Below are 26,526 nucleotides of genomic sequence, written 5' to 3' on the forward strand. Positions count from 1 at the left end.
GCGAATCTCACTTATTTGACCCCACATAGAATTCGGCGCCGATTTGTCTGCCATGGTACTAACCACTCTATCAACTGGATGCGACCCATAGGCGACACCTCATCTCTGCCACAGAATTTGTGCACTTTTGAAATCCGTCTTCTCCCGTCCAAGTGATCCCTATACTATTACTAATGTAAAAATCGCCAAATCAGTCTCATTATTTTGATAAACTATCGCATTAAATTAGTTGTATACTACATATAATTGGTAACTCAGCACTTTTGGACAAACCACATCTAATATTTAGTCTAATCTGCTGCAAGCTTAACCAAAATATTCAAAAAAGCTCTTAATCTACATAATAATTACGAAGATTTTGGCCATTTGTATATAGCAAAAAGCCTCATTAAGAGGAATAGCTTTCTCCAAATAAGACTTTCAATCAGTATATTTACTGCAAATTCACCATTTACTTAGTCGTAATCGTAATTATTCCGGCAAAACCATTAGCACTAAATTTGACAGTTTAATCCGAATCAAATAGTTACAACATGATGATTCGAGAGACCCCAGTATTAATCGTGAGCACCAATGTTTTTATAGATACTCAACCTAAGCCGGAGGCGGCCAGAGATGGAGCCAGCCGTGACGATGACCTTAGCTGACGTCTTTTGTCAGGTTAGGTCCTGGGACGAGCTTGGAGACGTCTGAACTGTGACGGCTCCAAGTCGAGGTCCAAGACCGCTTCACAGGCTTGGACCGGTCCCCACAGCAGGCAGAATCTCTGGCAGCCGCAGTGTGACCAACTCACGGCAATCTCGCACTTATCTTTAGTATTTAACCACGATTAACCCTGCGTCTCCGTCGTGAACCAGCCGAAGTCGGCGTATGATTCCCGCCGGTAGGCATCCCAAGCACCGATACCGACCATCAGTCCCGTGAAGCCATCGATGTCCTCATCAGACAGGTAGCTGATGTCAACAGGCTTACCAACCGGCGCCCACTTGGCGTTGATGTTTTCACGCCAGGAGAACTGTGCCTGGGCATCATCGGTCGTGACCCGGAGTTCAGCGGCTGAGCTGGCCACCGGAATCTTGATGGGTTCGAGTTCGGTTCGTTCGCCATCCTTGGCCTGAACCACGTCTAACACTGTTTGATCGTTGCGTTCGTCGTAGCTCAACCGTTCAAACAGCCAGTTGTGGTTGTCGTAGTACAAGACTAGTCCTGCCGACTGTGAAAAATGAATTGGCTTGAATTTCAGCTTGGTCGTCACCGTCTCGTGGAATCCAGTAACCGCCGTGGCCATCAAAGAGACGTCCATCCGCGAGAAGAACGACTGACGCCCGCGCATCCGCAGGCCTTGGTCTTGGAACGTCAACCAGTCTTTATTAGGACGGCCATATGGCGTGAGCCAGTGCAGGTCCAGAGTTGATTTACCAAAGTCATCGATCAGCGTAAATGGCCGCTGAGCATGTTCTAGCTCAACGCCAGTCATCCCCGGTGTCGAGGCCTTAGCCAGGTTACTACCATCGGCCATCCGTAACCAGCCATCATCCGTCCAGACCATCTTCTGCAGCGACGTCTCTCGACCGAGAATGGAATGCAGTCCGGGTAACGGCCGCGCTGACAAGTGAGCAACGTACCATTCACCCGTCTGGGTAGAAACCAACGACCCGTGACCGGCCTTTTGTAGCGGCGCATCCGGATTGTATAGATCTGGGCGCCCAGCATCCGGGTCGTTACGCCGGTAATAGTAGTACGGCGTCGACGTGATGATGGGATTTTGCGGATCGGACTCGTATGGCCCCGCGATATTCTTAGACCGCTGTAAGACGACCGCATGCCCATAGCCGGTACCACCCTCCGCCGTCATCAGGTAGTAGTACCCGTCGTGTTTGTACAAATGCGGTGCTTCTTGGGCCCCACGGTCGGTACCACCACGCGTGATGCGGACGGGATCACCGATTAATTTGCCCTGCTTAGGGTCAAATTCTTCCAAGACAATGGCCCCAGGGTGTTGATACCCCAACCGCGTCTCCCATTCCAGCGTGACGACCCACTTACGGCCATCATCATCGTGGAACAGTGACGGATCGAAGCCGATGGAATTGAGGTAAACGGGCTTGCTCCAAGGCCCCAGGATACTCTTGGCCGACATGGTATAGTTGTCGGCGTCAAACATCCGGCCGTCCTGATTATTCATCTTGCTGTAGGTCATCCAGAATAGCTTTGTCTGATTGTCGTAGGACAAATCTGGTGCCCAAATCCCACCGGGGGTCATAGTTCCCCGCAGATCTACCTCGGGCACATCAGCCAATGGATGGGCAATCAGTTCCCAGTTGGCTAAGTCTTTTGAATGGTAGACCTGAATCCCGGGGTTCCAGTGAAAGGTCAACGTGGCAATGTAGTAGTCCTCACCGACTCGCAGGATTGAAGGGTCCGGAGTGAAGCCGGGTAGAATTGGATTTTGAATTTCAGTCATGGATAAAATCCTCCTTGAATAATGGCCGTCAACTGACGGTCGTTTTTAAATAGCAGTTCCGTTAAGCGCTTACAGTAAACATTGTACGCGTTTTTAGCAACAAAAAAAGAGGATAATCCGTATAGAACTATCCCTGATTCGTACTATTCTGTTTTCTCCTGACGCATGTACTCGCGGGGCGTTTGGCCAAAATGCTTCTTAAATTCTCGCGTGAAGTGACTTGGCGAAGTATAAGCCAGCTTGGCTGAAACCGCGTTGATTCGGGCTTTGGGCTGGCGCAGGAGTTCCTTAGCCGTGGCCAATTTGAGGGCGATCAGGTACTGCTGCGGCGACTCATGATAATACTTCTGAAACAGCTTCAAGGCGTAGCTCTGCGAGATATTCCGTGCTGCAACGATTTTCGCTACGGATGGCTGCTGGGGCTCGGCGGCGTGATAGATTTGATAGTCCAACTGGGCCTTCAGATCACTCGCCAACTGGTGACAGAGCATGAACTGGTCCACGTCGGCGGCGTGTGGCTTGAATTTCCCGGCGACCTTCAGATCCTTGACCAGTGTCATGATAACGTCGATCACACTCACCTGCAGATCCAATTGGTCGGCCAAGTTATAGTCCGGACCGATCATCGCCATGAGGTGCTCGGCCTGGGTCCGCAACGCCGGGTAAATCGCATCGGCCGGTGTGATGATCCGACCGGCATACTCGCGAATCAACAGGTAGCGCAGTGCCGGATCGTCCAGATTAAAGTGCATGCAGAAGTACGTCATCGGTCGGTGGTCCAACGCGTAATTGGTATGGCGCGTCTCGATTGGAATCACCGTGAACTCCCCCGCTTGTAAGACGAGCTCGCCCGTTTCGGTAATGGTCCGCTGTCGCCCTTTTAGAATGTACATCAGCTCAAAGGCTGGATGCTCCTCGGCCGGCCACTGCCAGTCGGCGGGAACGGTCTCCTGATGACCGCCGAACAGCGTAAAGTGCGTGTTGATCACCGGTAAATAGTCAATTGCCATCTCAATCTCCTCCTAGCCAAAAACTACCACCAGCCAACACGGGCCGGTGGTAGCGAAACAATCACTTAATCTTCGAAGGCTTGGGTCGCCTTAATAGCGGCTTGCCAGCCCTTGTAGCACTTTTCCCGTTTGTCGGCCGCCATGTGTGGGGTGAATTCGTCCCGCAAGGCGTGCATCTTCCGGATGGCGTCCATGTCGGGCCAGAAGCCAACGGCTAAACCAGCCAGGTAAGCTGCCCCTAGCGCAGTCGTTTCGTTGATGGCCGCCCGTTTGATTGGCGTATCCAAAATATCCGCCTGGAACTGCATCAAGAAGTTGTTGTTGGCTGCCCCACCATCGACACTCAGAGATTGAATGTGCAATCCGGTCTCGTTGGTCATGGTGTCCACAACATCTCGTGTCTGGTAGGCGATGGCTTCCACCGTTGCCCGCACGAACTGTTCACGTGTGGTCCCGCGAGTCAGGCCAAAGACAGCCCCCCGCGTTTCTTGGTTCCAGTACGGCGCACCCAACCCGGTAAAGGCAGGCACCACGTAAACGTTCCCGGTAGTCTTGGCGTCGACCGCCATCTTTTCAGATTCACCAGCGTGCTCGAAGAACCGCATCCCATCACGCAACCACTGTACGGCGGAACCGGCCACGAAGATCGATCCTTCCAGCGCATAGGTGACCTTGCCATCTAAGCCGTAGGCAATCGTGGTCAATAACCCATTGTGGGATAAGGTCGGTTCTTCTCCGGTGTTCATAACGATGAAGGCCCCAGTACCGTAAGTGTTCTTGACCATCCCTTTGTCAAAGGCCGTCTGGCCAAATAAGGCAGCCTGTTGGTCTCCAGCGATACCAGCGATGGGCACCTGAACTCCGGAGAACGTGTAACCAGCGGTGTAGCCGTAAATTTCAGAAGACGAGCGAACCTCGGGTAACATGGCGGCTGGAATATTCATCCAGTTCAAGATGTCATCGTCCCACTTCAGATCGTGAATGTTGTACAGCATGGTCCGACTGGCGTTGGTGTAGTCCGTGGCGTGAACCCGGCCACCAGTCAGCTTCCAGAGAATCCAGGTGTCGATGGTCCCGAAGAGCAGCTCGCCGCGTTCAGCGCGCTCCTGGGCCCCTTCAACGTGGTCTAAGATCCAACGAATCTTGGTCGCAGAGAAGTAGGAGTCGATGACCAACCCGGTCTTGTCGTGAATGGCGTCAGTGTAGCCGTCTGTCTTCAGTTGATCGGCCAGATCACTGGTTTGCTTGGATTGCCAAACAACCGCATGGTAGATGGGTTCACCGGTCTTCTTGTCCCAGATGATCGTGGTTTCCCGTTGGTTGGTGATCCCGATTCCCCGCACCTTGTAAGGTTGCACGTCGGAATCAATCAGCGCGTCTGAAATGACGGATTGGACCGCATTCCAGATTTCGTTGGCATCGTGTTCGACCCAACCTGGCTGGGGAAAGTACTGGTGAAATTCCCGCTGTGCCTGTCCCGCAATTTGGCCGTGCCGGTCGAATAAAATAGCCCGGGTACTCGTCGTCCCTTCGTCAATTGCCATCATGTATTGTTGATCATTCATTGTCATAGACTCTCCATTCATTCGTTGTAAGCGACGGCCTAAATCCACCGTGATGTCGCACTTGTTACCAGTATACCGAAAAGTGCTCGCCGCGCCAAATGTTTTTGTAAATGAAACCGCCACCAAGACGAGAGTATCGGGGTTGGTGGCGGTTTATAAGATTTTGGAAATTTTTACTACTTTTCGTCGCTCTTCAAAACGCCGGCCACACCGTAACGGTCGGGTTGCATTTCGCGTAAGATGACGTGGACATGTTCGGCTGGGGCACCAGTGTTCTTGGTCACAGCAGACGTCACGTCTTGAACTAAAGCCTTGAGTTGGGCTTGTGAACGGCCCGCAATCAAATCAATGTTAACAATTGGCATTATTTTCGTTCCCTTCTTAATTGAATGCACTTATTATACCGATAACCACTAAAGATGGCAATCCTCTACTGTCGTTCCTGCTAGGCTGCCATAACCTAGCAACGAATAGACCTACTTTTTCATCGTCTCTGCCCGCAACTTCAACTGCTCCGTTTCATTGTAGAAGTTCCCTTCAATATCGACGGTGTTGACCAGGTTGACGAAGGCCCGGGGATCAACTTCCTTGACTGCCCGCTCCAATGCATAAAGTTCATACCGCGAAATAACGGTCATTAACACCGTACTCGACTGCCGGGTGTAGGCCCCGAATGACGGAATGGCTGTGATGCCGCGAATGAGAGTTTTATTAAGTTCTGTGATAACGGCGTCCTGTTCCGACGTCACAATGAAAGCGGTCAGCTTTTGGTGCCGGGTGTGAATGCTATCAACCACTCGAGACATTGCATAAATGGAAATAATCGTGTATAACGCACTTTCCCAGCCAAACAGGAAGCCAGCGACGATGACGATTCCCGAGTTGATCATCATCATTAACGTCCCAATCGTCCGCCCCGTGGTCTTCTCTAGCACCACGGCAATGATATCCATCCCCCCGGTTGAGAACCCGTTCTTCAACGGATAAGCCACGCCAACGCCGGTCAAAATGCCCCCGAACAGCGCTGCCAATAACGAATTATTTGAGATGTTGTTGACCGGAATCACAATGGCCAGCACCGAAGTCAAAATCGCCACCGCAATGGAATAGATGGTGAAGCCCCGGCCCACCTTGAACCAGCCCAACAGGCCAATGGGAATGTTAAAGAGCAGGATGAACCACCCAGTACTCAGGTGGAGTCCGACCGCTGCCAGTAACGTGGCAATAATCTGAGAGATCCCGTTGATACCTGCACTGAAAATCTTACCGGGAACTAAGAATTCATTTAATGCAATGGCCGTGATTATGGCCGATCCAAGCAAAATTAACAGGTGTTTGCCCACCTCGCGCCGATTGTTTTCTAACATAATTCTCATCTTCACGCCTTTCAATCATCAGTTGTTTTCACCATTTAACCACAACTCTTACGACTTAGCTAGCCCTAGTACGGCCATCCCATCAGTCTTTAGCCCCCACAACCACCGTAAAATCCCAGTCTAACGTAAACACCAAATTGTATAAATATTTATTTTCATGAGAAAATCGTGTAAAATAATTAAAAATATTCGGAAACCGGCCCCGTTAATCCTTAAAAATGATAGAATAGTAACGAGAATTTATTCACTACTATATAGAAAGGAGCGCTCCCATGAATTATTCCGCTTGTACAAGTATTTTAATTGGTGCGCAAGCTTCCACGGATGGATCGGTCATGATTGGCCGCAACGAAGATGCTAAGGCCGCTTGGCCCAAGCACTTCATCGTTCACCCCGCGACAACAGCCACGACGCCCCAAACCTTCGTCAGCACGGACAACGGCTTCACCATGCCGCTACCCCAGTCTGCTGCCAAATACACCGCCACCCCTGAATGGACCGACAAATACGGCCTGTTCGAGGAAGACGGGATCAATGAATTTGGCGTAGCCATGAGTGCCACCGAAAGTACCTATTCAAACGAACGGGTACTTGGCGCCGATCCGCTGGTCAAAGATGGTATTGGTGAGGAAGCCATGATCACGGTCGTCCTGCCTTACGTCACCTCTGCTAGAGACGGGGTCGCCCTGCTCGGCCAAATCGTTGAGCATTACGGGACCAGCGAGTCCAACGGTATTTTATTCGCCGACCAACAGGAAGCCTGGTACCTGGAAACGGGGGCCGGCCACTACTGGGTCGCCCAACGGATTCCGGATAATGGCTACGCGGTCGTTGCCAATCAAATGGCCATTCAGGACATTGACTTCAAGGATCACGAGAACTTTATGTTCGCACGCAACCTACGCGAATTTGTGACGACGAATCACTTGAACCCTGACCGCGACCGTTTCTGCTGGCGCAACATCTTCGGGACACAGGACCAATCGGATCTGTACTACAACACCCCGCGCGTCTGGTACGGCCAACGTTGCTTTAATCCAGAAGTCGCACAGGAACCGCAATCATTCGACTTACCTTTTATTCAGTACGCCGATCACCTGTTGAGTGTCGATGACGCACAGGGCTACCTCAGCAGTCACTTTGAGGGCACCCCTTACGATCCAGTCGGTGCTGGCACACCGGAACAGCGTAAACGATTCCGACCAGTCAGCCTCGCTAAGACACAGGAATCACACGTCTTACAGTTACGACCGGCCATGGACCCAGCCTTAGCTGGTATCCAGTGGCTTGCCATGGGGGTCGGTGCTCAGAGTGTCTACGTGCCGTTCTATGCTGGCATCGAAAGTACACCGACCGCCTACCACTTGGGCAAAGAGACCTACGATGCGGACTCCGCTTACTGGGTCTACAAGCTCGTCAGCGTCCTCTTAGATGCGCACTACCAGTCGGCTTGGCCAACAGTTAGTGCCGTTCAAAAGGAACTGCGGATTGCCTTTAAACAGTCCGTCCAACACACCGATATCGTCGGTCAACAACTATCCGGTACCGAGCTGAATCAGTACTTAACGCAACAAGCCAACGAGAACGCCGCATTGGGAATTCGGCGTTACCGCGAGCTAGCGGCGACCTTGATCACCAAGGCCACCGACCTCGGGCCCCTCAATTATCACCAGGACCTGAACTTATAACACGGCTCGGGCTAGCCAGTCTAGTCCGCACCACATAAATGGGAGATATTAATCTAATGGAAAAGCAAAAGAAGATTGGACTCTTCAGTCTGATCTTAATGATTTTTTCGGCCATCTACGGTTTCGCTAACGGAACTGTTGCCTATGACCAAATGGGATATGCCAGCATTATCTGGTACGTTTTAGCCGCCCTGTTCTTCTTCCTGCCAAGTGCCTTGATGTTGGCAGAATACGGATCAACATTTAAGGAAGCCAAAGGGGGGATCTACTCCTGGTTGGCCGAATCCATTGGCGAAAAGATGGCGTTCATTGGGACCTTCATCTGGCTATCTTCTTGGATCATCTGGATGTTGTCGACCTCAACTAAGGTTTGGATTCCACTGTCGACCCTGATCTCTGGGAGCGACCAAACGCAGACCTGGGGAATCCTTGGTTTAAGCTCCACGCAAACAATCGGAATCTTGGGAATCATCTGGATTCTCTCCGTTACCTTCTTCGCAACGCGTGGGGTTAGCTCAATCGCTAAGATTTCTTCATTGGGGGGAATCTTCGTGATGGGCCTGACCATCTTGTTCTTCATTGCCAGCATTCTAATCTGGATCTTGAACAAGGGCCAACTGGCAGAACCCGTTAACGGTCTGCACAGCTTCATTGCCTCACCCAACCCACAATTCCAGTCACCAATGGCCCTGTTGTCCTTCGTGATCTACGCCGTCTTTGCTTACGCCGGTATGGAATCTATGGGGGGGATCACGGATAGTATGGAGAAACCGGAAAAGACCTTCCCTAAGGGGCTGATCATTTCCACGATTACCATCACGATTGCCTACTCCGTCTCGATCTTCCTCTGGGGGGTCAGTGCTAACTGGCATGAAGTCCTGGGTGGCGGTTCCGTTAACTTGGGGAACATCACCTACGTTCTGATGAATAACTTAGGGCTGGTCATGGGGCACGCAATGAACCTGTCTCACGGAACTTCCGTGCTGATTGGGGATATCTTGGCTCGTTTGACCGGGTTGAGTATGTTCATGGCTTACCTGGGTTCCTTCTTCGTTCTGGTCTACTCGCCACTGAAATCCTTCATCATGGGATCTTCACCAAAGCTGTGGCCTAAGAAGATGACGCGCCTCAACAAAGCTGGTGTGCCGGCCTACTCCATGTGGATTCAAGCCACAGTGGTTGCCGTCTTCATCTTCTTCGTCTCCTTTGGGGGTTCCGCAGCCAAGGAGTTCTACCAAATCTTGACCAACATGGCCAACGTTTCCACTTCAGCACCTTACCTCTTCTTGATTGGGGCCTTCCCATTCTTCAAGAAGCGGACCGACCTGGAACGGCCATTCGTCGTTTACAAGAACAAGGTCTTCACCAACATCATTGTGGGAATCGTGCTGCTGGTCTTGATTGCCGGGATTGTCTTCACCTGCCTGCAACCAATTCTGGACGCCGACTACAAGACCGCCTTCTGGACGATCATCGGCCCCATCTTCTTCGGTGCCGTGGCTTGGATCTTCTACCGCAATGCTGAAAAGCGTTCAGCTAAGGAAAACGATCCGGCTAGTGACGAAAATTAAATTGCTTACTAAAAAAGTTCGAGACGATTGGTCTCGAACTTTTTTGACGTTACATTTATACGATTAGTACCACAATTAATCTACCGAAGCTTCATATTATTTCCGCCGCAACGTCCGGTCCGGCGCATGCCCAATGAACAATGGCACTCGTTCCTCCACCACGTCGCTAAATTCCAGACCGTACCAACGTTGAGGAGACAGGCTCACGCGTTGGAGTAGCAGTCGACCACCGATTAGCAATCGATCCACTGCCGGCAGGTCATCATCCGCGCCGAGATCCTGGAATTGCTGGTTGAGCATGACAAATTTGAAGTTGCCGACGCGGCGGCCCGGGACGCTCGAATACCGGGGCGTTTGGTCCGGCAAAATTCCCGCTTTTAGTAAATCATTGACGATTTGACGCAAGTACACGTTGACTCGCTGTGGCTTTTTAAAGCCCAGATAGAGCTGCACGTCCATCACGTTTCGCGTGCCCAGCGTTTCCACCGTGTAGCTACACTCATAGGGCGTATCTGTCTCGTTAACCGTCACAAACCAGTAGACTGCCGCGCGTTTCGGTTGCTGATCCAGAATCGAGTAGACCACCGCCCGTTTAATCGCGTAGTTCGGTGCCACGTGACCCACATAGACCAGATTCGTCGCAAACGGTGGCACCTGGTCGTCCTGGCTCAAGGCTGCCAACTGTGGCAGAAAGTCCAGCAACGACACGTACTCGGCATCCTCCACGTGGGCACTCCGCCGCCGGTTACCGTAGTACCAGAAGACCATGATTGTCAGAATCACCACCGTCAGGCACAGTGTCACGTAACCACCACGAACGAATTTCGCCAAGCTTGCCACTAGAAATAAACCTTCAAGCAAGCCGAACACACCCACGTAGACCTGAGCCAGCACCCGATGACCGCGTTGCCGCAAAAACGCGTGGAGGAGCAACGTCGTCATCAGCATGGTCAACGTGATTGCCAAACCGTACGCCGCCTCCATGTGGCTGGACGTCCGGAAGAACCAGACGATGCCTAGGGTCACGGCACACAGCAACCAATTGACGGTTGAGATATACAGCTGGCTCTTTTCACTACCAGGAAAATTGATACGTAGTCGCGGCAGTAATTTCAGTCCCATCGCTTCATGCACCAAGGTGTAAGACCCAGTGATCAGGGCTTGAGAGGCAATGATTGCCGCCACGGTCGCAATGCCAATGGCAAACAACCGCCAACTCCCCGGCACCATCGCATAGAAGGGATTTACCGGATGAGCCGCTCCCAGCTGACTGGCGTGGTGAATCACCCAGGCTCCTTGGCCCAAGTAACTCAGCATCAGCGTCAGGTAAACAAACGGCCAGGTCCCGTAAATATTGCGTTTGCCAACCTGCCCCATATCGGAGTATAGAGCCTCCGCACCAGTTGTCGCCAGGAACACGCTCCCGAGGATAAAGATACCCTGACGATTGTCCGGACTGACTAAGAAACGTAGTGCATACGTCGGCGCGAGTGCTCGGACAATCAGGGGATCACCGAGGAGATTCCGCAGACCCACCAACCCAATAAAACTGAACCACACCAGCATCAACGGGCCAAATGACCAGCCAATCAACTGGGTCCCCAGGCGCTGGACCAAGAACAGTCCGACCAGAATCCCCGTGACCACGAGTAGGACCCATCCCTGGCTCCCGCTGAAATGTAGGGGGCCGAGTGTCTGGCTCTTCAGGCCCTCAATCGCCGAGGTCACCGTTACCGCTGGCGTCAAGGTGCCGTCTGCTAGTAACGCGGCACCCCCAATCAGCGCGGGGAAGATCAGCCACTTGGCATGATTACGAACCAGGGCATACAGGGCAAAGATGCCACCTTCATGCCGATTATCGGCCCGCATCGCCAGTAGGATGTATTTGACCGTGGTGATCAGCATCAACGTCCAAAAGATTAGGGAGATGCTACCCAGCATGACCGGCGTCACGGCCGTCATCGCCCCGCGGCCCGCCTGATCAACAATCGCGTTCATGACGTAAAGGGGCGAGGTACCGATGTCGCCGTAAACGATCCCCAGCGTGATCAGCATCCCCACCCCCGTGAGTTTCTGTGTCGTCATTCGCATGTGCTCGCCCCCTACAGCCACCGATGCGTGATTAGCCGGTGGCGCAGCTCGCCTAGAAGCAGAATCATTGCCGTTCCCGCTAGCCACACATAACCCATACCTAACGAATTAGATTGCCCGCTAAAGTGGCCCGCCACGTGGCTAATCCGAAAGAATGATAATCCCAATAAATTGAGATTGTAGTGCGCGACTCCCGATGCGTGCACGTAGACGTAGGTGCTGGAAATGATCAGCGACAGTAAGCCTGCCGACACAATCATCCCACCCACGATTTCCAAACTGAGCCGTAGTACCGTCTTGCGCATCTGATTGATCGACTTATCAAGCGCTTTTCGGTTCTCATCAGAACCTAAAATATATAGGGTCTCTTGCCAAGATCGAAATTCTGATTCCGACATTAATACGACATTTCTGTTTTTAGGCTTGGTAATAATAACGTGTTCATTATAATCGACGACGTCATCAGTTAAACTTTTAAGGTTTTTCCGAGCGTCCGTAATGTTGGTTGCAGTTGTTGCCATGGATGCATGCCACCTTTCATAACATAGCGTTATTATATCACAAAGCGTACTTAAAAGTGTACAGTTTCACATTAATTGTACAAATGATTTTTATACTACCCATCATACTCCGCTACACTCACTTCATATCGCAAAAAATGGCCCCCCATTCCTGCGAATGGGCGGACCATTTTAAAATCTAAGAAACTCCGGCTTGCTAAACAATCTCTCTGAATCTCTTTATTAGCATCTCTTAAACTCTAATAATTAACTATACACGTTTAATTAAGATTCGTCAAGCTTTATTTTTATTCCGTTCAGCAATGGCTCGATTAATCTTGGTGACGCGTAAGTGTTGATCCAATGTGACTGCGGCCCAAATACCGGCATACACCAGGAAAAACACAATCCAAAATGTCCCTCTCGTCACCAACACAAACTGCCACCCATTATAGAACAACATAGCCATCACCAAAGCTAACGTGCCGCTCAGGTGCAGGCCCAGGGCCACGGGGAAACCGAGCCGGTCACTTTCAAAGATCAGGCTAACAACACCAATGGCCGCACTCATCAGTAAAATACTCAGAATGCTCTTCGTGGTACTAGTTGTCGGTTCCATATGACTAGCCATCAACAGAAGGTAGGCCACCCCACCGTAACCCATGCCCTGCAAGGCATAACGTATTACTTTACTCACTAGGGTCACCTCCTAAATACCCAACCGCTGCATGAGTCCCTTCACGTATTTCCGGCTCACATCGGTCTTCACTTTTGCCGTCAACGTCGCCGTCATACTACCTGAGAAGCTATCCTCCAACGACTGTAGATGGTCCAAATTCAAAACGCTGTGCCTCGAAACCTGCACAAAATTCGGATTGGCTAGCCGCTGCAGCAGGTGCCGTAACGGCTCCTTAGTCGTCACAACTCCCGACGTCGTGTACAGAAGTAGCGTGGCGGTCTGAATTTCCGCCGAAATAATCGTGGCGACCTTGACCATGACCAACCGATCTGGCGTCTTCACCGCAATCATCCCCGGCTGCGTAGCCGCATAGCGATCCAAATACGCCAGTAAGTCGGGCACCGCTCCCGTCTCACTAGCAGCTTGGACCACGACCACCGGATCTGCTGGGTCGATTTCAGAATTTTCCTCAAATTTATGCCGCACGCACCACGCCTCCCCACTACTACCGTTCGCGCAATCGGCGCCGCTGGTGGTACTGCTTCACCCAAGTTGGGCCCACCGTCAAGATCAGCGCACCGATAAAGATTAACCCTATTATGTGGTAAGTTGCAGACTGGGTCAACAGTCCCGACCAGCTGAGACGGATCCCCATTAATTTTTCAAAATTCAACCGAGCCGCTGGCGCCTGCCGAAAGACCGTATTCAGCCGATCATCCATCAAAAGCTGCCGATACAGTGCAGCCACATAGCTACCAGGCGTGAGTTTGACAAGATCCCGAGCAAAGGTCGGCAATAGCCCAATAGGGATGTAGGTGCCAACTAAGAATCCAGCGGCCGTCCCGATGATTGAGCCAAGTTTACTTAAATTAGTCACCGTCCGAACCCCCTGAATCAGGATGGCATTCACGGCGGTCGCCAATAACGCGCTCACCACCATAAGTCCCAGGGCATTGATTGTTTGGGGGATGGTGACCGTCACGTGATCTGTGAGCGCAAAGTCACCTAGCATAATCGCAAACATGGCTGCCTGCATCAATACGCCAACCACTACAGCACTCAGTAAATAGCTCAGCTGCAACCGCAACGGGCCGGCATCGGCCAACTGCAGGTCTGCCGTCACGTGTTTTTCTCGGTCGATAACCATCTGCGATAGACTGGTCAGGGTGGTCGTAATCCCTGTAATGGCAAGCGTTCCCCCGATGAGCCACAGATCCAGCAAACGCGCCGCATGGGGAACCTGAGCCCAACTATTTAGCATGTTCTGCTTCAGGAAAATAAGATACAGGACAAATGAGATCAACGCCCCCATCAGTGAGAAGAAGACGCCACTCCAATTACGAAAGTATAACAATAGATTCCGTTTTATCATGGCTAGCATTCTAACGCATCTCCCTTCCGGTCAGGGCGAGAAAGGCATCGTCCATCGTCCCTGGCCGAAACTCAAAGGTCGTAATCAGATCGCGGTTAGTCGTCAATATCTCGAGAGCGGTCTGCGGTGATGACAACTTGAAAACTAGGCGATCACCCTCACACGCTGTCGGTTCTACCGTCAGCTGAGCCCGCAACTGGTCAACATGGGCGCTCGTCACCTGTAAAACATCCTCAGCATACTGCGCCTTAATGGCTGTGGCGGTCCCAGCCGCAACCAAACTCCCATGGTCAATGATATAAACACTGTCCGCCGCATCGGCTTCGTCCAGATAGTGTGTCGTCAGGACGACCGTCAGTTGACGGGTTCGCTGCAGGTGCCGCAAGAGATCCCAGATGGCCGTTCGCGTTTGAATATCCAGTCCGGTCGTGGGCTCGTCTAAAAACAAGATATCGGGATCGTTCAATAGGGCTCGGGCGATATCCACCCGCCGCTTCTGACCCCCAGACAGAGTGCCATACCGTTGGTGAGTAAAAGCTGTCAATCCCAGCTCCGTGCTGACCGCCGCCACTTTCGTCTTGTCAACGTGGCGGTACTGCTTAGCCCGAATCTGTAAATTCTCCGTCACCGTTAACTGGTCGTCCAACACGCTATTCTGAAAAACAACGCCCCGCTTGATCTGTTTTGCATAATTCACCCGGCCCAGGCTCGGCGTCGTCAGACCAATCAGGAGGTTCATCGTCGTAGATTTGCCCGCACCGTTGGGCCCCAGTAGCGCCGTGAAACTCCCCCGCACAATCTGCAAGTTCAAATCATTGACTGCAACGTGACTACCAAAGGTTTTTGTTAAGTGCTTCGCTTCTAATAACATCTGTCTCATCTCCTATGCCGCTAAGAATAGACCCGATTGGCTAAGTTGTCCGCGACTTTCGGATAAGTGGCTACTGCAGCCCGATGAGTGGTCAAAAATGGCAGTTAAAAAGCGTACTCGCTAGACTAGATCTAACGTGTACGCTGCCGGATGAGGATTATCTCGGTAAAAAAGCCGCCCCTTCAACTTTGACCAGTTAAGGGCGACCCGTCGTCGTTACTGTCTCCGCTCTTAAAGCGGCTTGCAAGGCCGGTGTGCAAGCATCGGCTTTTGCTATAGCCTTAATATACCACAAAACCTGGTTGAGCAACACCAAACACGTTTGCTCCTTTTTCAGCACAAAAAAATACCAACCACCGAAGTGATTGGTATTTTGAGTTGTTACTAGTTGCGACGGCGTTCTGGAATCCGCGCTGCCTTACCGTTAAGTTCACGGAGGTAGTACAGCTTAGCACGACGTACACGACCTTGACGAATAACGTCAATCTTAGCAACACGTGGGGAGTGTAATGGGAAGATCCGTTCCACACCGACACCGTTACTGATCTTACGTACAGTGTAAGTTGCTTGGATGCCAGCACCCTTACGCTTGATTACGACACCTTCGAACAATTGGATACGTTCGCGGGTACCTTCAACGATACGGGCGTGAATACGCACAGTATCTCCGGCACGGAAGTCTGGAACATCGTCCCGTAATTGTTCTTGGTTGATCTTTGCAATTAAATTGTTTTGGCGCATATCAATTCTATCCTTTCGCCAACATTCATTCTCAGTTTCGACAGCGGAATGTTGTTTCTGTGGCTAAACAGCCAAAAGTAAGTGTATCATATCTCGAAATACCTGTAAAGGTTATTTTCTTGACTCCTGCTCAGCAGCCTGCCGTTCTTCCTCTTCAATCCGCACATCGGCCAGCAGATGCTTCTGTTCCTTGGTCAACTTGCTGTGATCAATGAGGTCGGGGCGCCGCGTGTAAGTCCGTCGTAACGCCTCTTTTTGCCGCCATTCGTCAATCTTACCGTGATTTCCACTGATCAAAACGTCGGGCACCTTCATGCCGCGAAAATCAGCTGGCCGCGTGTATTGCGGATATTCCAGCAATCCTGAAGAAAAGGAATCACCGGGCGCAGACTCTTCATTGCCAAGTACACCGGGTAATAGCCGCACCGTGGCATCGATCATCACCATAGAGGCCAATTCTCCCCCTGTCAGCACAAAGTCCCCCAGGGAGACCTCATCCGTCACGAGCGAGCGAATACGCTCGTCATAGCCCTCGTAATGGCCACACAGGAAGGTTAAGTGTTCCTCATGGGCAAATTCTTCGGCGACGTGTTGATTGAACGTGACGCCAGCTGGGTCCATCAAAATTACCCGGCCCTTAGGCAAGCCTTCAGCCGCCGCCTGTTCTTCCGTAGCCTTAACGGCATCAAAGATCGGTTGCGGTTGGAGCAGCATCCCAGCACCCCCACCAAAGGGGTAGTCATCGACATTGCCGTGCTTGTTAGTCGAGTAATCTCGGAAATTGGTGACTGGCATGGTTAGATGGCCATTTTCAATCGCCTTCCCCACGATGGAGTCGTGCATTGGCCCGGAAAACATATCCGGAAATAGACTTAACACATCGATTCGCATTACTCGAGTCCCTCCATTAATTCAACCGTGACTTGGTGTTGATCCAAGTCAACATTTTTAACCACCTGGTCAATCTTCGGCAGTAACAGATCGTCCTTGCCAGGACGGTCAACGACCCAAACGTCATTGGCGCCGGGCGACAGAATTTCCTTGATGGTCCCCAACTCTTCGCCATCGACCGTCACAACATCTAAGCCCACGATTTGGTGGTAGTAGTACTCGCCAGGTTGTAACTTATCGTGTTGTAATTGGTCATCCGTCACCTTCAACGTGCTTTGCTTATAGATTTCAACATCATTGATTGACGGTTTACCCTCAAAGCTTAATAAGTAAAAGTTCTTGTGGGGCCGTTCGGAAGCAATCGTCAATTTAACGGGCTTGGACTGGCCCTTCTGAAAGGCGTAAAGCGTTGAGCCCACCGCAAAACGACTCTCTGGAAAATCGGTGATTGCCATAACGCGGACCTCACCCTTGATACCATGCGTGTTCACGATGGTCCCGACTGTGTAATATGCCATCTAATTGGCCTCCCTATTTTTTAAAATGATTATTTTATATTTTTAACTCAGTTATCTAGTTATACTAATTCGCCTTACCGGGCGGTGAAAATAAACCGGAACGCGGTGGGCGGACGTCCCGAGCCACAGAGCGGTCTCGGAACTTGCTTTGAACCTCTGAGAACCGAGTTTCAAAGTCACCAATTCTCTAAGCGACAAGTCGCTAAGAGAATTCCCACGGCTGAGTTTATTTTCACCGCCCTCACGGCTGACATTGCTTTAACCAAATTTAACTGTCTACTCAACTCAGAAATCATTTAAATTGAATGACCCCCATAACCGATCACGACAAAACTACGGATTACCGCAGTGGTATTTTACCACTACTAGCACCGTTTCCCACCAGTTTACGTCCAAACCAGTCGTCACATTAACGCGACTATCTTAGCCGGAGGAGGCCAGAGATGGCGCCAGCCGTGACAGTGGTGCTAGCTGATGTTTTTCGGCTAGCGCCACGGGACGCATTTGGAGACGTGTGACTCTTCACGGCTTCAAATCGAGCCGAAAGACCGCTCTATGGCTTTCGGCGGTCCCACAGCAGGCAGAATCTCTGGCAACCGCAGGCGAACAGTCAGCCGTTTAACGTAACTCTTAGTTTGGGGTACAAAAAAACTCGAGGAAACGTTGCCGCCTCACTCGAGAGTCTTTGCCGGGCGGTCATCAATGATGAGTCGTACCCGTTTATTGCCTTGAACGCGAACGCTATAGACGATCGTACGAATCGCCTGCGCCACGCGGCCTTGTTTACCGATCACCCGACCGATATCGTCCGGATGAACGGTTAACCGATATTCGTAGAACCGGTCCGTCTCCTGAGGTGTTACCACCAAAGCTTCGGGATGTTCCACAAGTGGGCTAACAATTGCTAGAATTAATGCCTTAAAATCGGTCATGGCTAATCACTACTTTTTAGTGTATTTAGCTTCGTGGTATTGCTTCATGATACCAGCGTTGGAGAGTAAAGTCTTAACCGTATCTGAAGGTTGAGCACCGTTGTTCAACCAGTTCATGATAGATTCTTCCTTCAACGTAATTGAAGCAGGTTGGGTAACTGGATTGTACGTTCCAACTTGTTCGATGAAACGACCATCACGAGGACTCCGTGAGTCGGCAACCACAATCCGGTAGAATGGGCGCTTCTTAGAACCCATCCGCTTTAAACGAATCTTAACTGACATGTAGACACCTCCTGTATTTCTTTCAACGTGTAATAATATACCAGTTTATGGATATGATGTAAAGGGTTTTTTCTTTACACCTCGAAATTAATCGAAAGGACGCTGTAACCAGGCCCGATCATTCGGGGTTAAATACTGTTGATTTGCGGCAATCCACCGCTGAACGGCCCCGTAATCGTCGAACTCTAATTTTACCGGACTCACCCCTGCTGCCTGCAGATCCTTGGCAAACTGGAGGTCGGCTACGGTAATCGGCGCTTGGAACAACGGATTCTCTTGGGCCCGTGCACCCCACTCGTCAGCCAATATGGCGTGAGCATTGCGATACGGGGCCGTTTGCTTGATCAACGACCGTAACTCGGCCGCCGTTAATTGTTGGGTCACGACTTTTCCCTCCTTATCGCTTGCCATTGCGGATCAGCCGTTAGACTGACCACGGTACCGGGAGCCGACTCGACTGAGAATGCCGCGACGGGACTCGTCAGCAACCAGATCACGGGTACCGGTAACGTTGGCTTCAAGTGGCGTTCACCATAGCCATCCGTCAAAATAATGACCAGCTGACCACTCGCCCCCTGCAGAAGCCGGGGCAAGACATCGAAGACCGCTTGGAACCGCGTGCCACCTCCGCCCGTCCGTGTGAGGCGCTGAGGACGTCGCTGTAGGTCAAAGCTCTTACTGGGGTCCACAACCGTGTCAAAGGGGTAAACGGTCACCTGGGCAGGATAAACGGCTAATAACGCGGCCATCTGCCCCAGTAGGTAGCTAATCTCGCGGTTACCCATCGACCCAGACTCGTCAACAAAGACCGAAATCTTCTGCCAAGTCGTCACAATCTGTCCGGGGAGCTCCATTCGCGCCGGTTGTCGACGATTGAATCGTCCAAATGCCGGCTGGCGCCCCGCTGGCACCTGTCCCAGTCCCCGTTTGAGCAAAGCTCGCCAATCTAGCGGATGCTCGGCCATCGTAGGCGTCAGAGCCGCCTGAACGGCCCCAGGGAGCGTTCCTCGTTGCTTGGCCGTCAAGGTGTCCGCCGTGTGTTGGAAGAGCTGTTGACGCCACTGTTCGCGATTAGCTGCGGCGGTAGCGTCTGCCTGGCCCCAGGTCGTGTGGCCGTCCAAATCGGTCGGCTCAGTCCCTTCGGTGGCGGTCAGGTGGGCCACTTCGGTTCCCGGATGTGCCGGTCCACCAGCCGGTTTAGGCTGTGTCGAGACGTGTTGCTTGGCCCGCCATTGACGCAATTGTTGAAAATAAACGGCCGAATCCTGTTGCCGCAAGACCGGTTGCCCAATCAGCTGCTGGAGCTTTTGACTGGTAATTGCTTGCGCCGGTAAATCGGTCAGATAGTCATTGACCGCAGCGTCCGTCGCCCACCGCACTAATCCGGCCTGCGCCGGTGTCTGTAGCGCAGCGGCGTACCGTTGCGGATGTTGCCACAGCAAGTGTAGTACCGTGTGTCGGAGCATCGTTACCCACTGCGCTCCGGTCCAACTCTGTTTAGCTATGGCATCAGAATTCAATCGTAGTCGCCAATCAGTGGTCGTTGGCCGTAACTCTAACGGCGTACGCCCCTGACCAACCTCTAGCGTCAGCTGACTGAGCACGTGGCCGTAGAAGGGATCCGTTTGTAATAACGCCATGACCGCATTACGATAGACTTTCTGAGTCTGCGACCGCTGATCAGCCAGCGGCACCGTAGCCAACCGCTTCAAATCCTGCGTTAAACTGGTCATCGCCTACACCTCGATCTGACTACCACGCTGGCCAATCGTCGTTAACTGCTGGTACAACTGCGCCACACCGGGCGTTGTCGCCGTCACAGCCGCTAACTGTTCCAACAGATCTGGTTCCTCCGCCAGCTGCTGAGCAATCGCAAACTGACCATCGGCAGGACAGGCGGCTAACAATTCGCTGAACCGTTGGGCCGTACTCCCCGTCGTCAAGGGCCATTCCGCGGCATTGGCGGCCAAACACAGTCGCAAAATTTGTTGCTGCTGCGCGGGTGCTAGCGCCTTGAAGACGGCCACCGCATCGGCTGTCGTATACGCTTGGTCAACGGTCAATCCCGGCCGTTGTTCCTGCACGTAACCGGCAAAAGCCGTGCCGACCGTCATCCCCAAGTTTCCTTGCATGATGGCCGCCACGACCGCCGTTTGACTCAGGAGTCGTTGCTGCTCTAGTTCGTGTAAGGCTTGTGAAACCCGCTCCCAGGCACGGGGTGTCGGTTGCAGGTCATCATCCGCCATAGCATTGGTCGTCGCGACCACGTGCAGATCGGCGGGATTTTCCGCTAGATAGGCTGTGACCAGCGGGTGAATCCGTGGCTGCCCAGCGCTCGTCTGCGTCGCCCAGGCCAACCAAGTCGTGGCATCCGCCGTTAAGACGAGCCGCGTCGTCCGGTCAGCAATCGCTGCATCTCCGGGGGTCACGCCGTAGCGACTCTGCTCGAAACCGGCCATGGTCGCATCAGGATTCTCCGCAAGGATCAGGTGGACCTGTTTCGGTAGCGTCAACGTATTGATTTGCCGTTGCAGCACAAGGTTCATCAGCTCACTCTGAACCGCCTGCGTTCCCCGGTTAAATTCATCCAAAAACCAGATGATCTCCTGATCTGGATGGGCCTCGGCGTAACGAATCATGGCGACCAGGGTGTGCGAATAGCCGAATTGCACATCGGCTAGTGACCCATACTTTTCGGTCTGGACAAAGGAATCACTCGTCAGTGGTGGCACAGGAATCACCAGATCCCCCTTTTCCACTAAACTGACGACCGTCGTAAATAACTTGGCATGGCGCTGACGGGCCAGGTCCGCGACTAACGCGGATTTTCCAATCCCCGCTTCACCCACGATGGTGGGCACACTTCCACTCGCTACGACGACGTTGGTTGCTTGCAAACACGCTTGATACGTTAAGGCCACTACCTTCACACCCCTTCAGATCACATTCTGTAAAATAACGATTACCATTATTTTACCACGCGGCGTTGAAAGAATTTAACGATTTCCACAATGACGATCATCATGAATGAAGCACCCAAGACGATGGCCCATTGGAACAGATCCAAGTGTGCCACGTGGAACATGCCGTTTAAGCCCGGAATCAGAATCGTCATGGCTAACAGTGCAAAGGCAATGACGATCGCCCAGTTAAAGAACTTGTTCCGGAACAAGCCGACCGTGAAGATCGACCCATGGATCGACTTGGAGTTAAAGGCGTGGAAGAGTTGAATCAAACCTAACGTGGCAAATGCCATGGTCAAAGCGTCGGCATGGGCCAAGTTGGCGGCTGCATGAACGGGATACGTGATTGCCATCCAGTAAACAAACAGCGTGATGGTGCCTTCCAACAGCCCCTGATAGAGAATACCACCCAGCACCCCGCCGGAGAAGAAGTTAGACTTTCGACCCCGCGGCGGTTGCTTCATAATGTTACGTTCCATCGGCTCAACCCCCAGCGCAATCGCTGGCAGGGTGTCGGTCACCAAGTTGATCCAGAGGATGTGGACCGGTGCCAGAATTTGCCAACCCAACATGGTCATCATGAACAGCGTCAGGACTTCCCCCAGGTTGGCGGATAGCAGATACTGAATGGCCTTTTGAATGTTAGCAAAGACTTTCCGTCCTTCCTCAACGGCAACCACGATTGTCGAGAAGTTATCGTCGGCCAGCACCATATCACTGGCCCCCTTAGACACTTCTGTTCCCGTGATCCCCATGCCAATCCCAATATCGGCGGCCTTCAATGCTGGAGCATCGTTGACCCCGTCACCGGTCATCGCAACGACCTTACCATGTTTCTGCCAAGCATTCACGATACGCACCTTATGCTCCGGTGCAACTCGCGCATAAACGGCGTAATCCTTGACCTTCTTGGCAAAGGTTGCGTCGTCCATTTCGTCCAATTCCGCCCCGGTAATCACCGCAGCGGTTTCACCCTCCTCGATAATCCCCAAACGCGTGGCAATGGCGGCCGCCGTATCCCGGTGGTCCCCCGTGATCATCAGTGGGCGAATCCCGGCCGACTTAGCATCGGCCACAGCTTGTTCGACTTCTGGTCGCTCAGGGTCAATCATCCCCACCATTCCGGCAAAGACCAGATCATTTTCCACGTTGGCGCTGGTCATATCATTAGGAATAGCATCGACAATGCGGTAGGCAAACGCCAAGACCCGCAATGCTTGCGTCGCCATCTCGTGATTCGCCGATAAAATGGTCTCGCGGTCGGCGGCCGTTAACGTGGTCACCTGGCCGTTCTTAGCAATCTGAGTGATGCATTTCAGCAGCTCATCCGGCGCACCTTTGACGGCAATCAAGAATTGATTATCGGCTAAAGGATGAACGGTCGACATTAACTTCCGCTCGGAATCGAAGGGGATTTCTGCCACTCGCGGCCGGTCAGTTAAGACTTGATCAACCGGATAGTTTCGATCCATCTGGTATTGAACCAATGCCGTCTCCGTGGGGTCACCAGCCAGGCCCTCAGCCGTAATCTTAGTGTCGTTACTGAGAATCATGGTCTGGGCCAACAGGTTATCTCGCTCAAAATCCAGGCTGTGGGCGTCGACCAGCTTTAGACCCTGGTAAACCTTTTCAACGGTCATCTTGTTTTGCGTCAGTGTCCCCGTCTTATCGGAAGCGATGATATCGGTACTTCCCAACGTTTCTACGGCCGGTAATTTCCGCACAATGGCGTGACGCTTAGCCATTCGCTGGGTTCCCAAGGCCAAGGTAATCGTGACGATGGCGGGTAGCCCCTCTGGAATCGCCGCAACGGCTAAGGAAATCGCCGTCAGTAACATGTCGATCAGGGTTTCAGCCTGCCGCCACATTCCCATGGCAAAGACGATGGCCGCAATCACTAGAATTAGAATCGTCAGGGACTTTCCGAGTTGCGTCAGGTTGGCCTGCAATGGCGTGGTCGTCTCATCGGCGGCTTCAATCATACCAGCGATCCGGCCGACTTCCGTTTGCATCCCAGTCGCGATGACGACCCCGGTAGCCCGACCATACGTGACGTTACTGTTCATGAACGCCATGTTGGCCCGGTCTCCAATGGGCAAGTCATCGCCCGTCAAGACACCGTCACGCTTTTCAACCGGCACGGATTCCCCGGTCAACGCGGACTCCTCAACCTTGAGTGAGCCCACCTCGACCAACCGCAGATCCGCGGGGATGATATCGCCGGCTTCTAGTAATACGATGTCACCAACCACCAGCTCATCACTCTTGACGGTTGTGACCACGTTGCCCCGGCGCACGGTGGCGTTGGGAGCCGACATTTCCTTTAAGGCATTGATGGCTTCCTCGGCCTTAGCCTCCTGAAACACCCCGAAGATGGCGTTTAACACGACCACAATCAGGATGATTACGGCATCAACGACTTCACCCGTCAGCCCAGCAATCAATGCCGCGACCAGCAAGACGATGATCATGAAATCCTTGAATTGTGCGATAAACTTCTGCAAGAGTGACGTTGTTTTCTGTTGATTCAACGCGTTTTTGCCGTTCTGCGCCAGCCGCTCCTGTGCAGTCGTTGCGCTTAAACCCTGCGCATCAGTCTGCAGTGACTGGTAAATAGTGGACACGGGTTGCTGGTAAATTGGGACTTTTGCCATTTTCCATTTCCTCCTATGGTGTGCGCCGACCTCACTTGCTTAACCCACGATAATGATTAACGATCATCACTAAATGAGGTTAAAAAAATGAGGCCTACGCATGCACACAAAAATTTGTGAACACACATAAGTCTCACTATTTAAGACAATACCGGATTGGCTTCTTGCTGACGATATTGCCGCAGAGTTTCCTGCTAGTTACTCCCTTATGAATTGCTTTAGGGACAGTATACCGGATAAATCTCCCGGCGTCTACCTGAAAATCTTGTAACACTTCATGGCTGCTTTTTCTGTGCTTTCAAAGTCTTCATTTTGTATGCTTTCAAGACCATTCGAATGATGAAGGATCGATATACCGTCCTCTTGACAGCCAAATCCTTGTCTTTATTAAAAACCTCCCTAAGATTCTCAATATCGTTAATTGTCTGATCGCTTAAATTGAGAGTTGTCGGATTAACCATCTTGTAGTTCGCTAAAACTTCCTTATATTCTGGAGACTCACGAATATATTTCCAGCTGATATTACTCTTATCTTTAACCATTGCAAAGATATCATCCACTACTTCACCCGAAGTTTTGCTAATTCCTGTACGCAAACTTTTTAATTTTTGTTCGCTAATAATAACTCGTGCCTCTTGAGATAAACGCATTTGTATCCGCAAATAAATTCCCTTCCTTCCTTCTCTCGTTAAGCTTTGACTACTCAACATCTTCATTATGATATAGTTCTCTGTTTTTTTCAATACCTTTTGAAAAAAAGGAAAATTTCTAAAAGCAACTTGTTTCGTTACTTCCAAAAATTTTCCCTTATACTTTCAGCAATTCACTTAAGAACACAATAAATTTCTGCTCAAATTTTAAAATATTTTCGATTCAATTACCACTATTTCCGGCGCTTCTTCTTACTCTTGAGACGCTTCTTCTTGTTCTTCTTCATCTGACGGGACATCCGGTTCATGGCCATCTTCTGCATGCGGCCCATACCGGCGCCACCGCCCATGCCACCCATACCAGAGCCGCCCATCATTTGTTCCATCCCAGACATGTTCCCCTTGGAAACCTGGTTCATCATTTTCTTCATCTGGTTGAACTGCTTGATCATCCGGTTCACTTCATGGATGGGACGACCGGAACCAGCGGCAATCCGCCGGCGACGGGAAGGATTCAAGAGGTCAGGATTGGTCCGTTCTTGTGGCGTCATGGAATACACGACGGCCTTCAAGTGTTCCATATCCTTAGGGTCCATCTGAGCATTCTTCAGTGCGGGATTGTTGGCCATCCCTGGAATCATCTTCATGATTTCATCCATGGGTCCCATCTTTTGAATCTGCGCGATTTGGTCCAGGAAGTCGTTGAAATCAAACGAATTTTCCTGAATCTTTTCGGTCAGTTCTTGGGCTTGCTTTTCATCGTATTCCTTCTGGGTCTTTTCAATCAGGGAAAGCATGTCCCCCATACCCAGGATACGTGACGCCATTCGGTCGGGATGGAAGACGTCCAGATCAGACATCTTTTCACCTTGACCAATGAACTTGATTGGCTTACCAGTCACGGCCCGAATGGACAGTGCGGCCCCACCACGGGTATCGCCATCTAACTTAGTCAGTACAACCCCGGTGACGTCCAGCTTGTCGTTGAACCCTTCGGCGGTGGCCACGGCATTTTGCCCAGTCATGGCATCAACCGTCAGTAAGATTTCATCAGGATGGGCTAAAGCTTTGATCTTGGCCAATTCGTCCATCAACTGTTCGTCGATCTGTAAACGACCGGCGGTATCGATAATGATGTAGTCGTTGTGGTCCGCTTCAGCTTGGGCTAACCCTTGCCGCACGATTTCCACGGGGTCCACGTCAGTCCCCAGTTGGAAGACGGGAACGTCGATGCCTTGGGCGACCTGAACCAACTGCTCAATGGCAGCTGGCCGGTAAATATCCCCGGCAATCATCAAAGGACGGGCATTTTCTTCTTCCTTCAACTTCCGGGCTAATTTCCCGGCAGTCGTCGTTTTCCCGGCCCCTTGAAGCCCAACCATCATGATGATCGTTGGAATCTTGTCGGACTTGTTCAGGGGAACGGCTTCTTCCCCCATGGTCTTCGTTAATTCTTCATCAACGATTTTGACGATCTGTTGGGCGGGGTTCAACCCTTCCAGCACATCGGCACCCATTGCCCGGTCACGGACCTGCTTCACGAAGTCCTTGACTACGGTAAAGTTAACGTCGGCTTCCAGTAATGCTAGCCGAATTTCACGCATGGTTTCGCGCAGATCACTTTCGGAGACTTTCCCCTTCCCGCGAAGTTTGCGCATTGCGTTTTGCAGTCGTTCAGTTAATCCTTCAAACGCCATTCGTATTG

Annotated in this window: 24 protein-coding genes; 2 read left to right on the forward strand and 22 right to left on the reverse strand. The window is 51.7% G+C overall.

Annotation, left to right across the window (positions count from 1 at the left end):
- Window positions 1–829: 829 nt before the first annotated feature.
- The 5 genes from ACEPSU_RS07290 to ACEPSU_RS07310 form a co-directional block, all read right to left on the reverse strand.
- On the reverse strand, window positions 830–2,464 hold the full coding sequence (locus ACEPSU_RS07290; RefSeq protein ID WP_395361492.1) for a glycoside hydrolase family 43 protein: 1,635 nt from the start codon (window positions 2,462–2,464) through the stop codon (window positions 830–832).
- A 143-nt stretch (window positions 2,465–2,607) separates the two neighbouring features.
- Window positions 2,608–3,474, reverse strand: coding sequence for a helix-turn-helix domain-containing protein (locus ACEPSU_RS07295; protein ID WP_395320895.1), 867 nt, complete (start codon window positions 3,472–3,474; stop codon window positions 2,608–2,610).
- Between the two features lie 65 nt (window positions 3,475–3,539).
- The gene (gene glpK, locus ACEPSU_RS07300) at window positions 3,540–5,039 is read right to left on the reverse strand and encodes a glycerol kinase GlpK (RefSeq protein WP_395320896.1); all 1,500 of its coding nucleotides are present in this window, start codon (window positions 5,037–5,039) and stop codon (window positions 3,540–3,542) included.
- 176 nt (window positions 5,040–5,215) lie between these two features.
- Window positions 5,216–5,404 carry a 2-hydroxymuconate tautomerase gene (locus ACEPSU_RS07305; protein ID WP_020090404.1) on the reverse strand — a complete coding sequence of 63 codons (189 nt, stop codon included), beginning with the start codon at window positions 5,402–5,404 and terminating at the stop codon, window positions 5,216–5,218.
- 111 nt (window positions 5,405–5,515) lie between these two features.
- Window positions 5,516–6,406: a YitT family protein gene (locus ACEPSU_RS07310; RefSeq protein WP_395323157.1), complete on the reverse strand. Its 891-nt coding sequence runs from the start codon at window positions 6,404–6,406 to the stop codon at window positions 5,516–5,518.
- Between the two features lie 281 nt (window positions 6,407–6,687).
- Between ACEPSU_RS07310 and ACEPSU_RS07315 the strand changes: the two genes are divergently transcribed.
- Window positions 6,688–8,103 (forward strand): C69 family dipeptidase, encoded by a 1,416-nt coding sequence (locus tag ACEPSU_RS07315; protein ID WP_260340118.1) that lies wholly within the window; start codon window positions 6,688–6,690, stop codon window positions 8,101–8,103.
- 56 nt (window positions 8,104–8,159) lie between these two features.
- Window positions 8,160–9,674, forward strand: a complete 1,515-nt coding sequence (gene yjeM / locus ACEPSU_RS07320) for a glutamate/gamma-aminobutyrate family transporter YjeM (protein ID WP_020088968.1) — start codon at window positions 8,160–8,162, stop codon at window positions 9,672–9,674.
- Between the two features lie 96 nt (window positions 9,675–9,770).
- Here the strand turns inward: yjeM and ACEPSU_RS07325 are convergent, their stop codons facing one another.
- The 17 genes from ACEPSU_RS07325 to ffh form a co-directional block, all read right to left on the reverse strand.
- Window positions 9,771–11,765: a KUP/HAK/KT family potassium transporter gene (locus ACEPSU_RS07325; protein WP_395320899.1), complete on the reverse strand. Its 1,995-nt coding sequence runs from the start codon at window positions 11,763–11,765 to the stop codon at window positions 9,771–9,773.
- 11 nt (window positions 11,766–11,776) lie between these two features.
- Entirely contained in the window at window positions 11,777–12,286 is a 510-nt protein-coding gene (locus tag ACEPSU_RS07330; RefSeq protein ID WP_395361494.1) for an LlsX family protein, read from the reverse strand.
- 274 nt (window positions 12,287–12,560) lie between these two features.
- A complete protein-coding gene (locus ACEPSU_RS07335; RefSeq protein ID WP_395320901.1) occupies window positions 12,561–12,962 on the reverse strand; it encodes a DUF3021 domain-containing protein in 402 nt (133 codons plus the stop codon).
- A 12-nt stretch (window positions 12,963–12,974) separates the two neighbouring features.
- Window positions 12,975–13,430, reverse strand: a complete 456-nt coding sequence (locus ACEPSU_RS07340; RefSeq protein ID WP_395320902.1) for a LytTR family DNA-binding domain-containing protein — start codon at window positions 13,428–13,430, stop codon at window positions 12,975–12,977.
- A 19-nt stretch (window positions 13,431–13,449) separates the two neighbouring features.
- Window positions 13,450–14,325, reverse strand: a complete 876-nt coding sequence (locus tag ACEPSU_RS07345) for an ABC transporter permease (protein ID WP_395320903.1) — start codon at window positions 14,323–14,325, stop codon at window positions 13,450–13,452.
- 1 nt (window position 14,326) lies between these two features.
- Window positions 14,327–15,187, reverse strand: coding sequence for an ATP-binding cassette domain-containing protein (locus ACEPSU_RS07350; RefSeq protein WP_395320905.1), 861 nt, complete (start codon window positions 15,185–15,187; stop codon window positions 14,327–14,329).
- A 384-nt stretch (window positions 15,188–15,571) separates the two neighbouring features.
- On the reverse strand, window positions 15,572–15,928 hold the full coding sequence (gene rplS / locus ACEPSU_RS07355; protein ID WP_020088978.1) for a 50S ribosomal protein L19: 357 nt from the start codon (window positions 15,926–15,928) through the stop codon (window positions 15,572–15,574).
- A gap of 111 nt (window positions 15,929–16,039) precedes the next feature.
- Complete coding sequence (trmD, locus tag ACEPSU_RS07360) at window positions 16,040–16,819, reverse strand: tRNA (guanosine(37)-N1)-methyltransferase TrmD (RefSeq protein ID WP_020088979.1); 780 nt, start codon at window positions 16,817–16,819, stop codon at window positions 16,040–16,042.
- Entirely contained in the window at window positions 16,819–17,337 is a 519-nt protein-coding gene (gene rimM, locus ACEPSU_RS07365) for a ribosome maturation factor RimM (RefSeq protein WP_020088980.1), read from the reverse strand. Before rimM ends, trmD begins: the two co-directional genes overlap by 1 nt.
- A gap of 671 nt (window positions 17,338–18,008) precedes the next feature.
- Window positions 18,009–18,269 carry a KH domain-containing protein gene (locus tag ACEPSU_RS07370; RefSeq protein WP_020088981.1) on the reverse strand — a complete coding sequence of 87 codons (261 nt, stop codon included), beginning with the start codon at window positions 18,267–18,269 and terminating at the stop codon, window positions 18,009–18,011.
- 9 nt (window positions 18,270–18,278) lie between these two features.
- Window positions 18,279–18,554, reverse strand: coding sequence for a 30S ribosomal protein S16 (gene rpsP / locus ACEPSU_RS07375; protein WP_020088982.1), 276 nt, complete (start codon window positions 18,552–18,554; stop codon window positions 18,279–18,281).
- 87 nt (window positions 18,555–18,641) lie between these two features.
- Window positions 18,642–18,938: a hypothetical protein gene (locus ACEPSU_RS07380; protein ID WP_395320907.1), complete on the reverse strand. Its 297-nt coding sequence runs from the start codon at window positions 18,936–18,938 to the stop codon at window positions 18,642–18,644.
- On the reverse strand, window positions 18,935–20,287 hold the full coding sequence (locus ACEPSU_RS07385; RefSeq protein ID WP_395320908.1) for a DUF2201 family putative metallopeptidase: 1,353 nt from the start codon (window positions 20,285–20,287) through the stop codon (window positions 18,935–18,937). The genes ACEPSU_RS07380 and ACEPSU_RS07385 overlap by 4 nt, the downstream gene beginning before the upstream one ends.
- A gap of 3 nt (window positions 20,288–20,290) precedes the next feature.
- Window positions 20,291–21,475, reverse strand: a complete 1,185-nt coding sequence (locus ACEPSU_RS07390; protein ID WP_395320909.1) for an ATP-binding protein — start codon at window positions 21,473–21,475, stop codon at window positions 20,291–20,293.
- Between the two features lie 47 nt (window positions 21,476–21,522).
- Entirely contained in the window at window positions 21,523–24,171 is a 2,649-nt protein-coding gene (locus ACEPSU_RS07395; RefSeq protein ID WP_395345622.1) for a cation-translocating P-type ATPase, read from the reverse strand.
- Between the two features lie 275 nt (window positions 24,172–24,446).
- The gene (locus tag ACEPSU_RS07400; RefSeq protein ID WP_395320911.1) at window positions 24,447–24,968 is read right to left on the reverse strand and encodes a hypothetical protein; all 522 of its coding nucleotides are present in this window, start codon (window positions 24,966–24,968) and stop codon (window positions 24,447–24,449) included.
- An 86-nt stretch (window positions 24,969–25,054) separates the two neighbouring features.
- A complete protein-coding gene (ffh, locus tag ACEPSU_RS07405) occupies window positions 25,055–26,518 on the reverse strand; it encodes a signal recognition particle protein (protein WP_020088987.1) in 1,464 nt (487 codons plus the stop codon).
- Window positions 26,519–26,526: the final 8 nt, after the last annotated feature.

It is taken from the genome of Levilactobacillus parabrevis (genome assembly GCF_044051715.1).
Taxonomy (GTDB): domain Bacteria; phylum Bacillota; class Bacilli; order Lactobacillales; family Lactobacillaceae; genus Levilactobacillus; species Levilactobacillus parabrevis.

What these genes read in the sequence shown, in the direction of transcription:
- ACEPSU_RS07290 (WP_395361492.1), bottom strand. Translation starts at nt 2,464, where the DNA reads ATGACTGAAATTCAAAATCCAATTCTACCCGGCTTCACTCCGGACCCT.
- ACEPSU_RS07295 (WP_395320895.1), bottom strand. Translation starts at nt 3,474, where the DNA reads ATGGCAATTGACTATTTACCGGTGATCAACACGCACTTTACGCTGTTC.
- glpK (WP_395320896.1), bottom strand. Translation starts at nt 5,039, where the DNA reads ATGAATGATCAACAATACATGATGGCAATTGACGAAGGGACGACGAGT.
- ACEPSU_RS07305 (WP_020090404.1), bottom strand. Translation starts at nt 5,404, where the DNA reads ATGCCAATTGTTAACATTGATTTGATTGCGGGCCGTTCACAAGCCCAA.
- ACEPSU_RS07310 (WP_395323157.1), bottom strand. Translation starts at nt 6,406, where the DNA reads ATGTTAGAAAACAATCGGCGCGAGGTGGGCAAACACCTGTTAATTTTG.
- ACEPSU_RS07315 (WP_260340118.1), top strand. Translation starts at nt 6,688, where the DNA reads ATGAATTATTCCGCTTGTACAAGTATTTTAATTGGTGCGCAAGCTTCC.
- yjeM (WP_020088968.1), top strand. Translation starts at nt 8,160, where the DNA reads ATGGAAAAGCAAAAGAAGATTGGACTCTTCAGTCTGATCTTAATGATT.
- ACEPSU_RS07325 (WP_395320899.1), bottom strand. Translation starts at nt 11,765, where the DNA reads ATGCGAATGACGACACAGAAACTCACGGGGGTGGGGATGCTGATCACG.
- ACEPSU_RS07330 (WP_395361494.1), bottom strand. Translation starts at nt 12,286, where the DNA reads ATGGCAACAACTGCAACCAACATTACGGACGCTCGGAAAAACCTTAAA.
- ACEPSU_RS07345 (WP_395320903.1), bottom strand. Translation starts at nt 14,325, where the DNA reads ATGCTAGCCATGATAAAACGGAATCTATTGTTATACTTTCGTAATTGG.
- ACEPSU_RS07350 (WP_395320905.1), bottom strand. Translation starts at nt 15,187, where the DNA reads ATGTTATTAGAAGCGAAGCACTTAACAAAAACCTTTGGTAGTCACGTT.
- rplS (WP_020088978.1), bottom strand. Translation starts at nt 15,928, where the DNA reads ATGCGCCAAAACAATTTAATTGCAAAGATCAACCAAGAACAATTACGG.
- trmD (WP_020088979.1), bottom strand. Translation starts at nt 16,819, where the DNA reads ATGCGAATCGATGTGTTAAGTCTATTTCCGGATATGTTTTCCGGGCCA.
- rimM (WP_020088980.1), bottom strand. Translation starts at nt 17,337, where the DNA reads ATGGCATATTACACAGTCGGGACCATCGTGAACACGCATGGTATCAAG.
- ACEPSU_RS07370 (WP_020088981.1), bottom strand. Translation starts at nt 18,269, where the DNA reads ATGACCGATTTTAAGGCATTAATTCTAGCAATTGTTAGCCCACTTGTG.
- rpsP (WP_020088982.1), bottom strand. Translation starts at nt 18,554, where the DNA reads ATGTCAGTTAAGATTCGTTTAAAGCGGATGGGTTCTAAGAAGCGCCCA.
- ACEPSU_RS07385 (WP_395320908.1), bottom strand. Translation starts at nt 20,287, where the DNA reads ATGACCAGTTTAACGCAGGATTTGAAGCGGTTGGCTACGGTGCCGCTG.
- ACEPSU_RS07395 (WP_395345622.1), bottom strand. Translation starts at nt 24,171, where the DNA reads ATGGCAAAAGTCCCAATTTACCAGCAACCCGTGTCCACTATTTACCAG.
- ffh (WP_020088987.1), bottom strand. Translation starts at nt 26,518, where the DNA reads ATGGCGTTTGAAGGATTAACTGAACGACTGCAAAACGCAATGCGCAAA.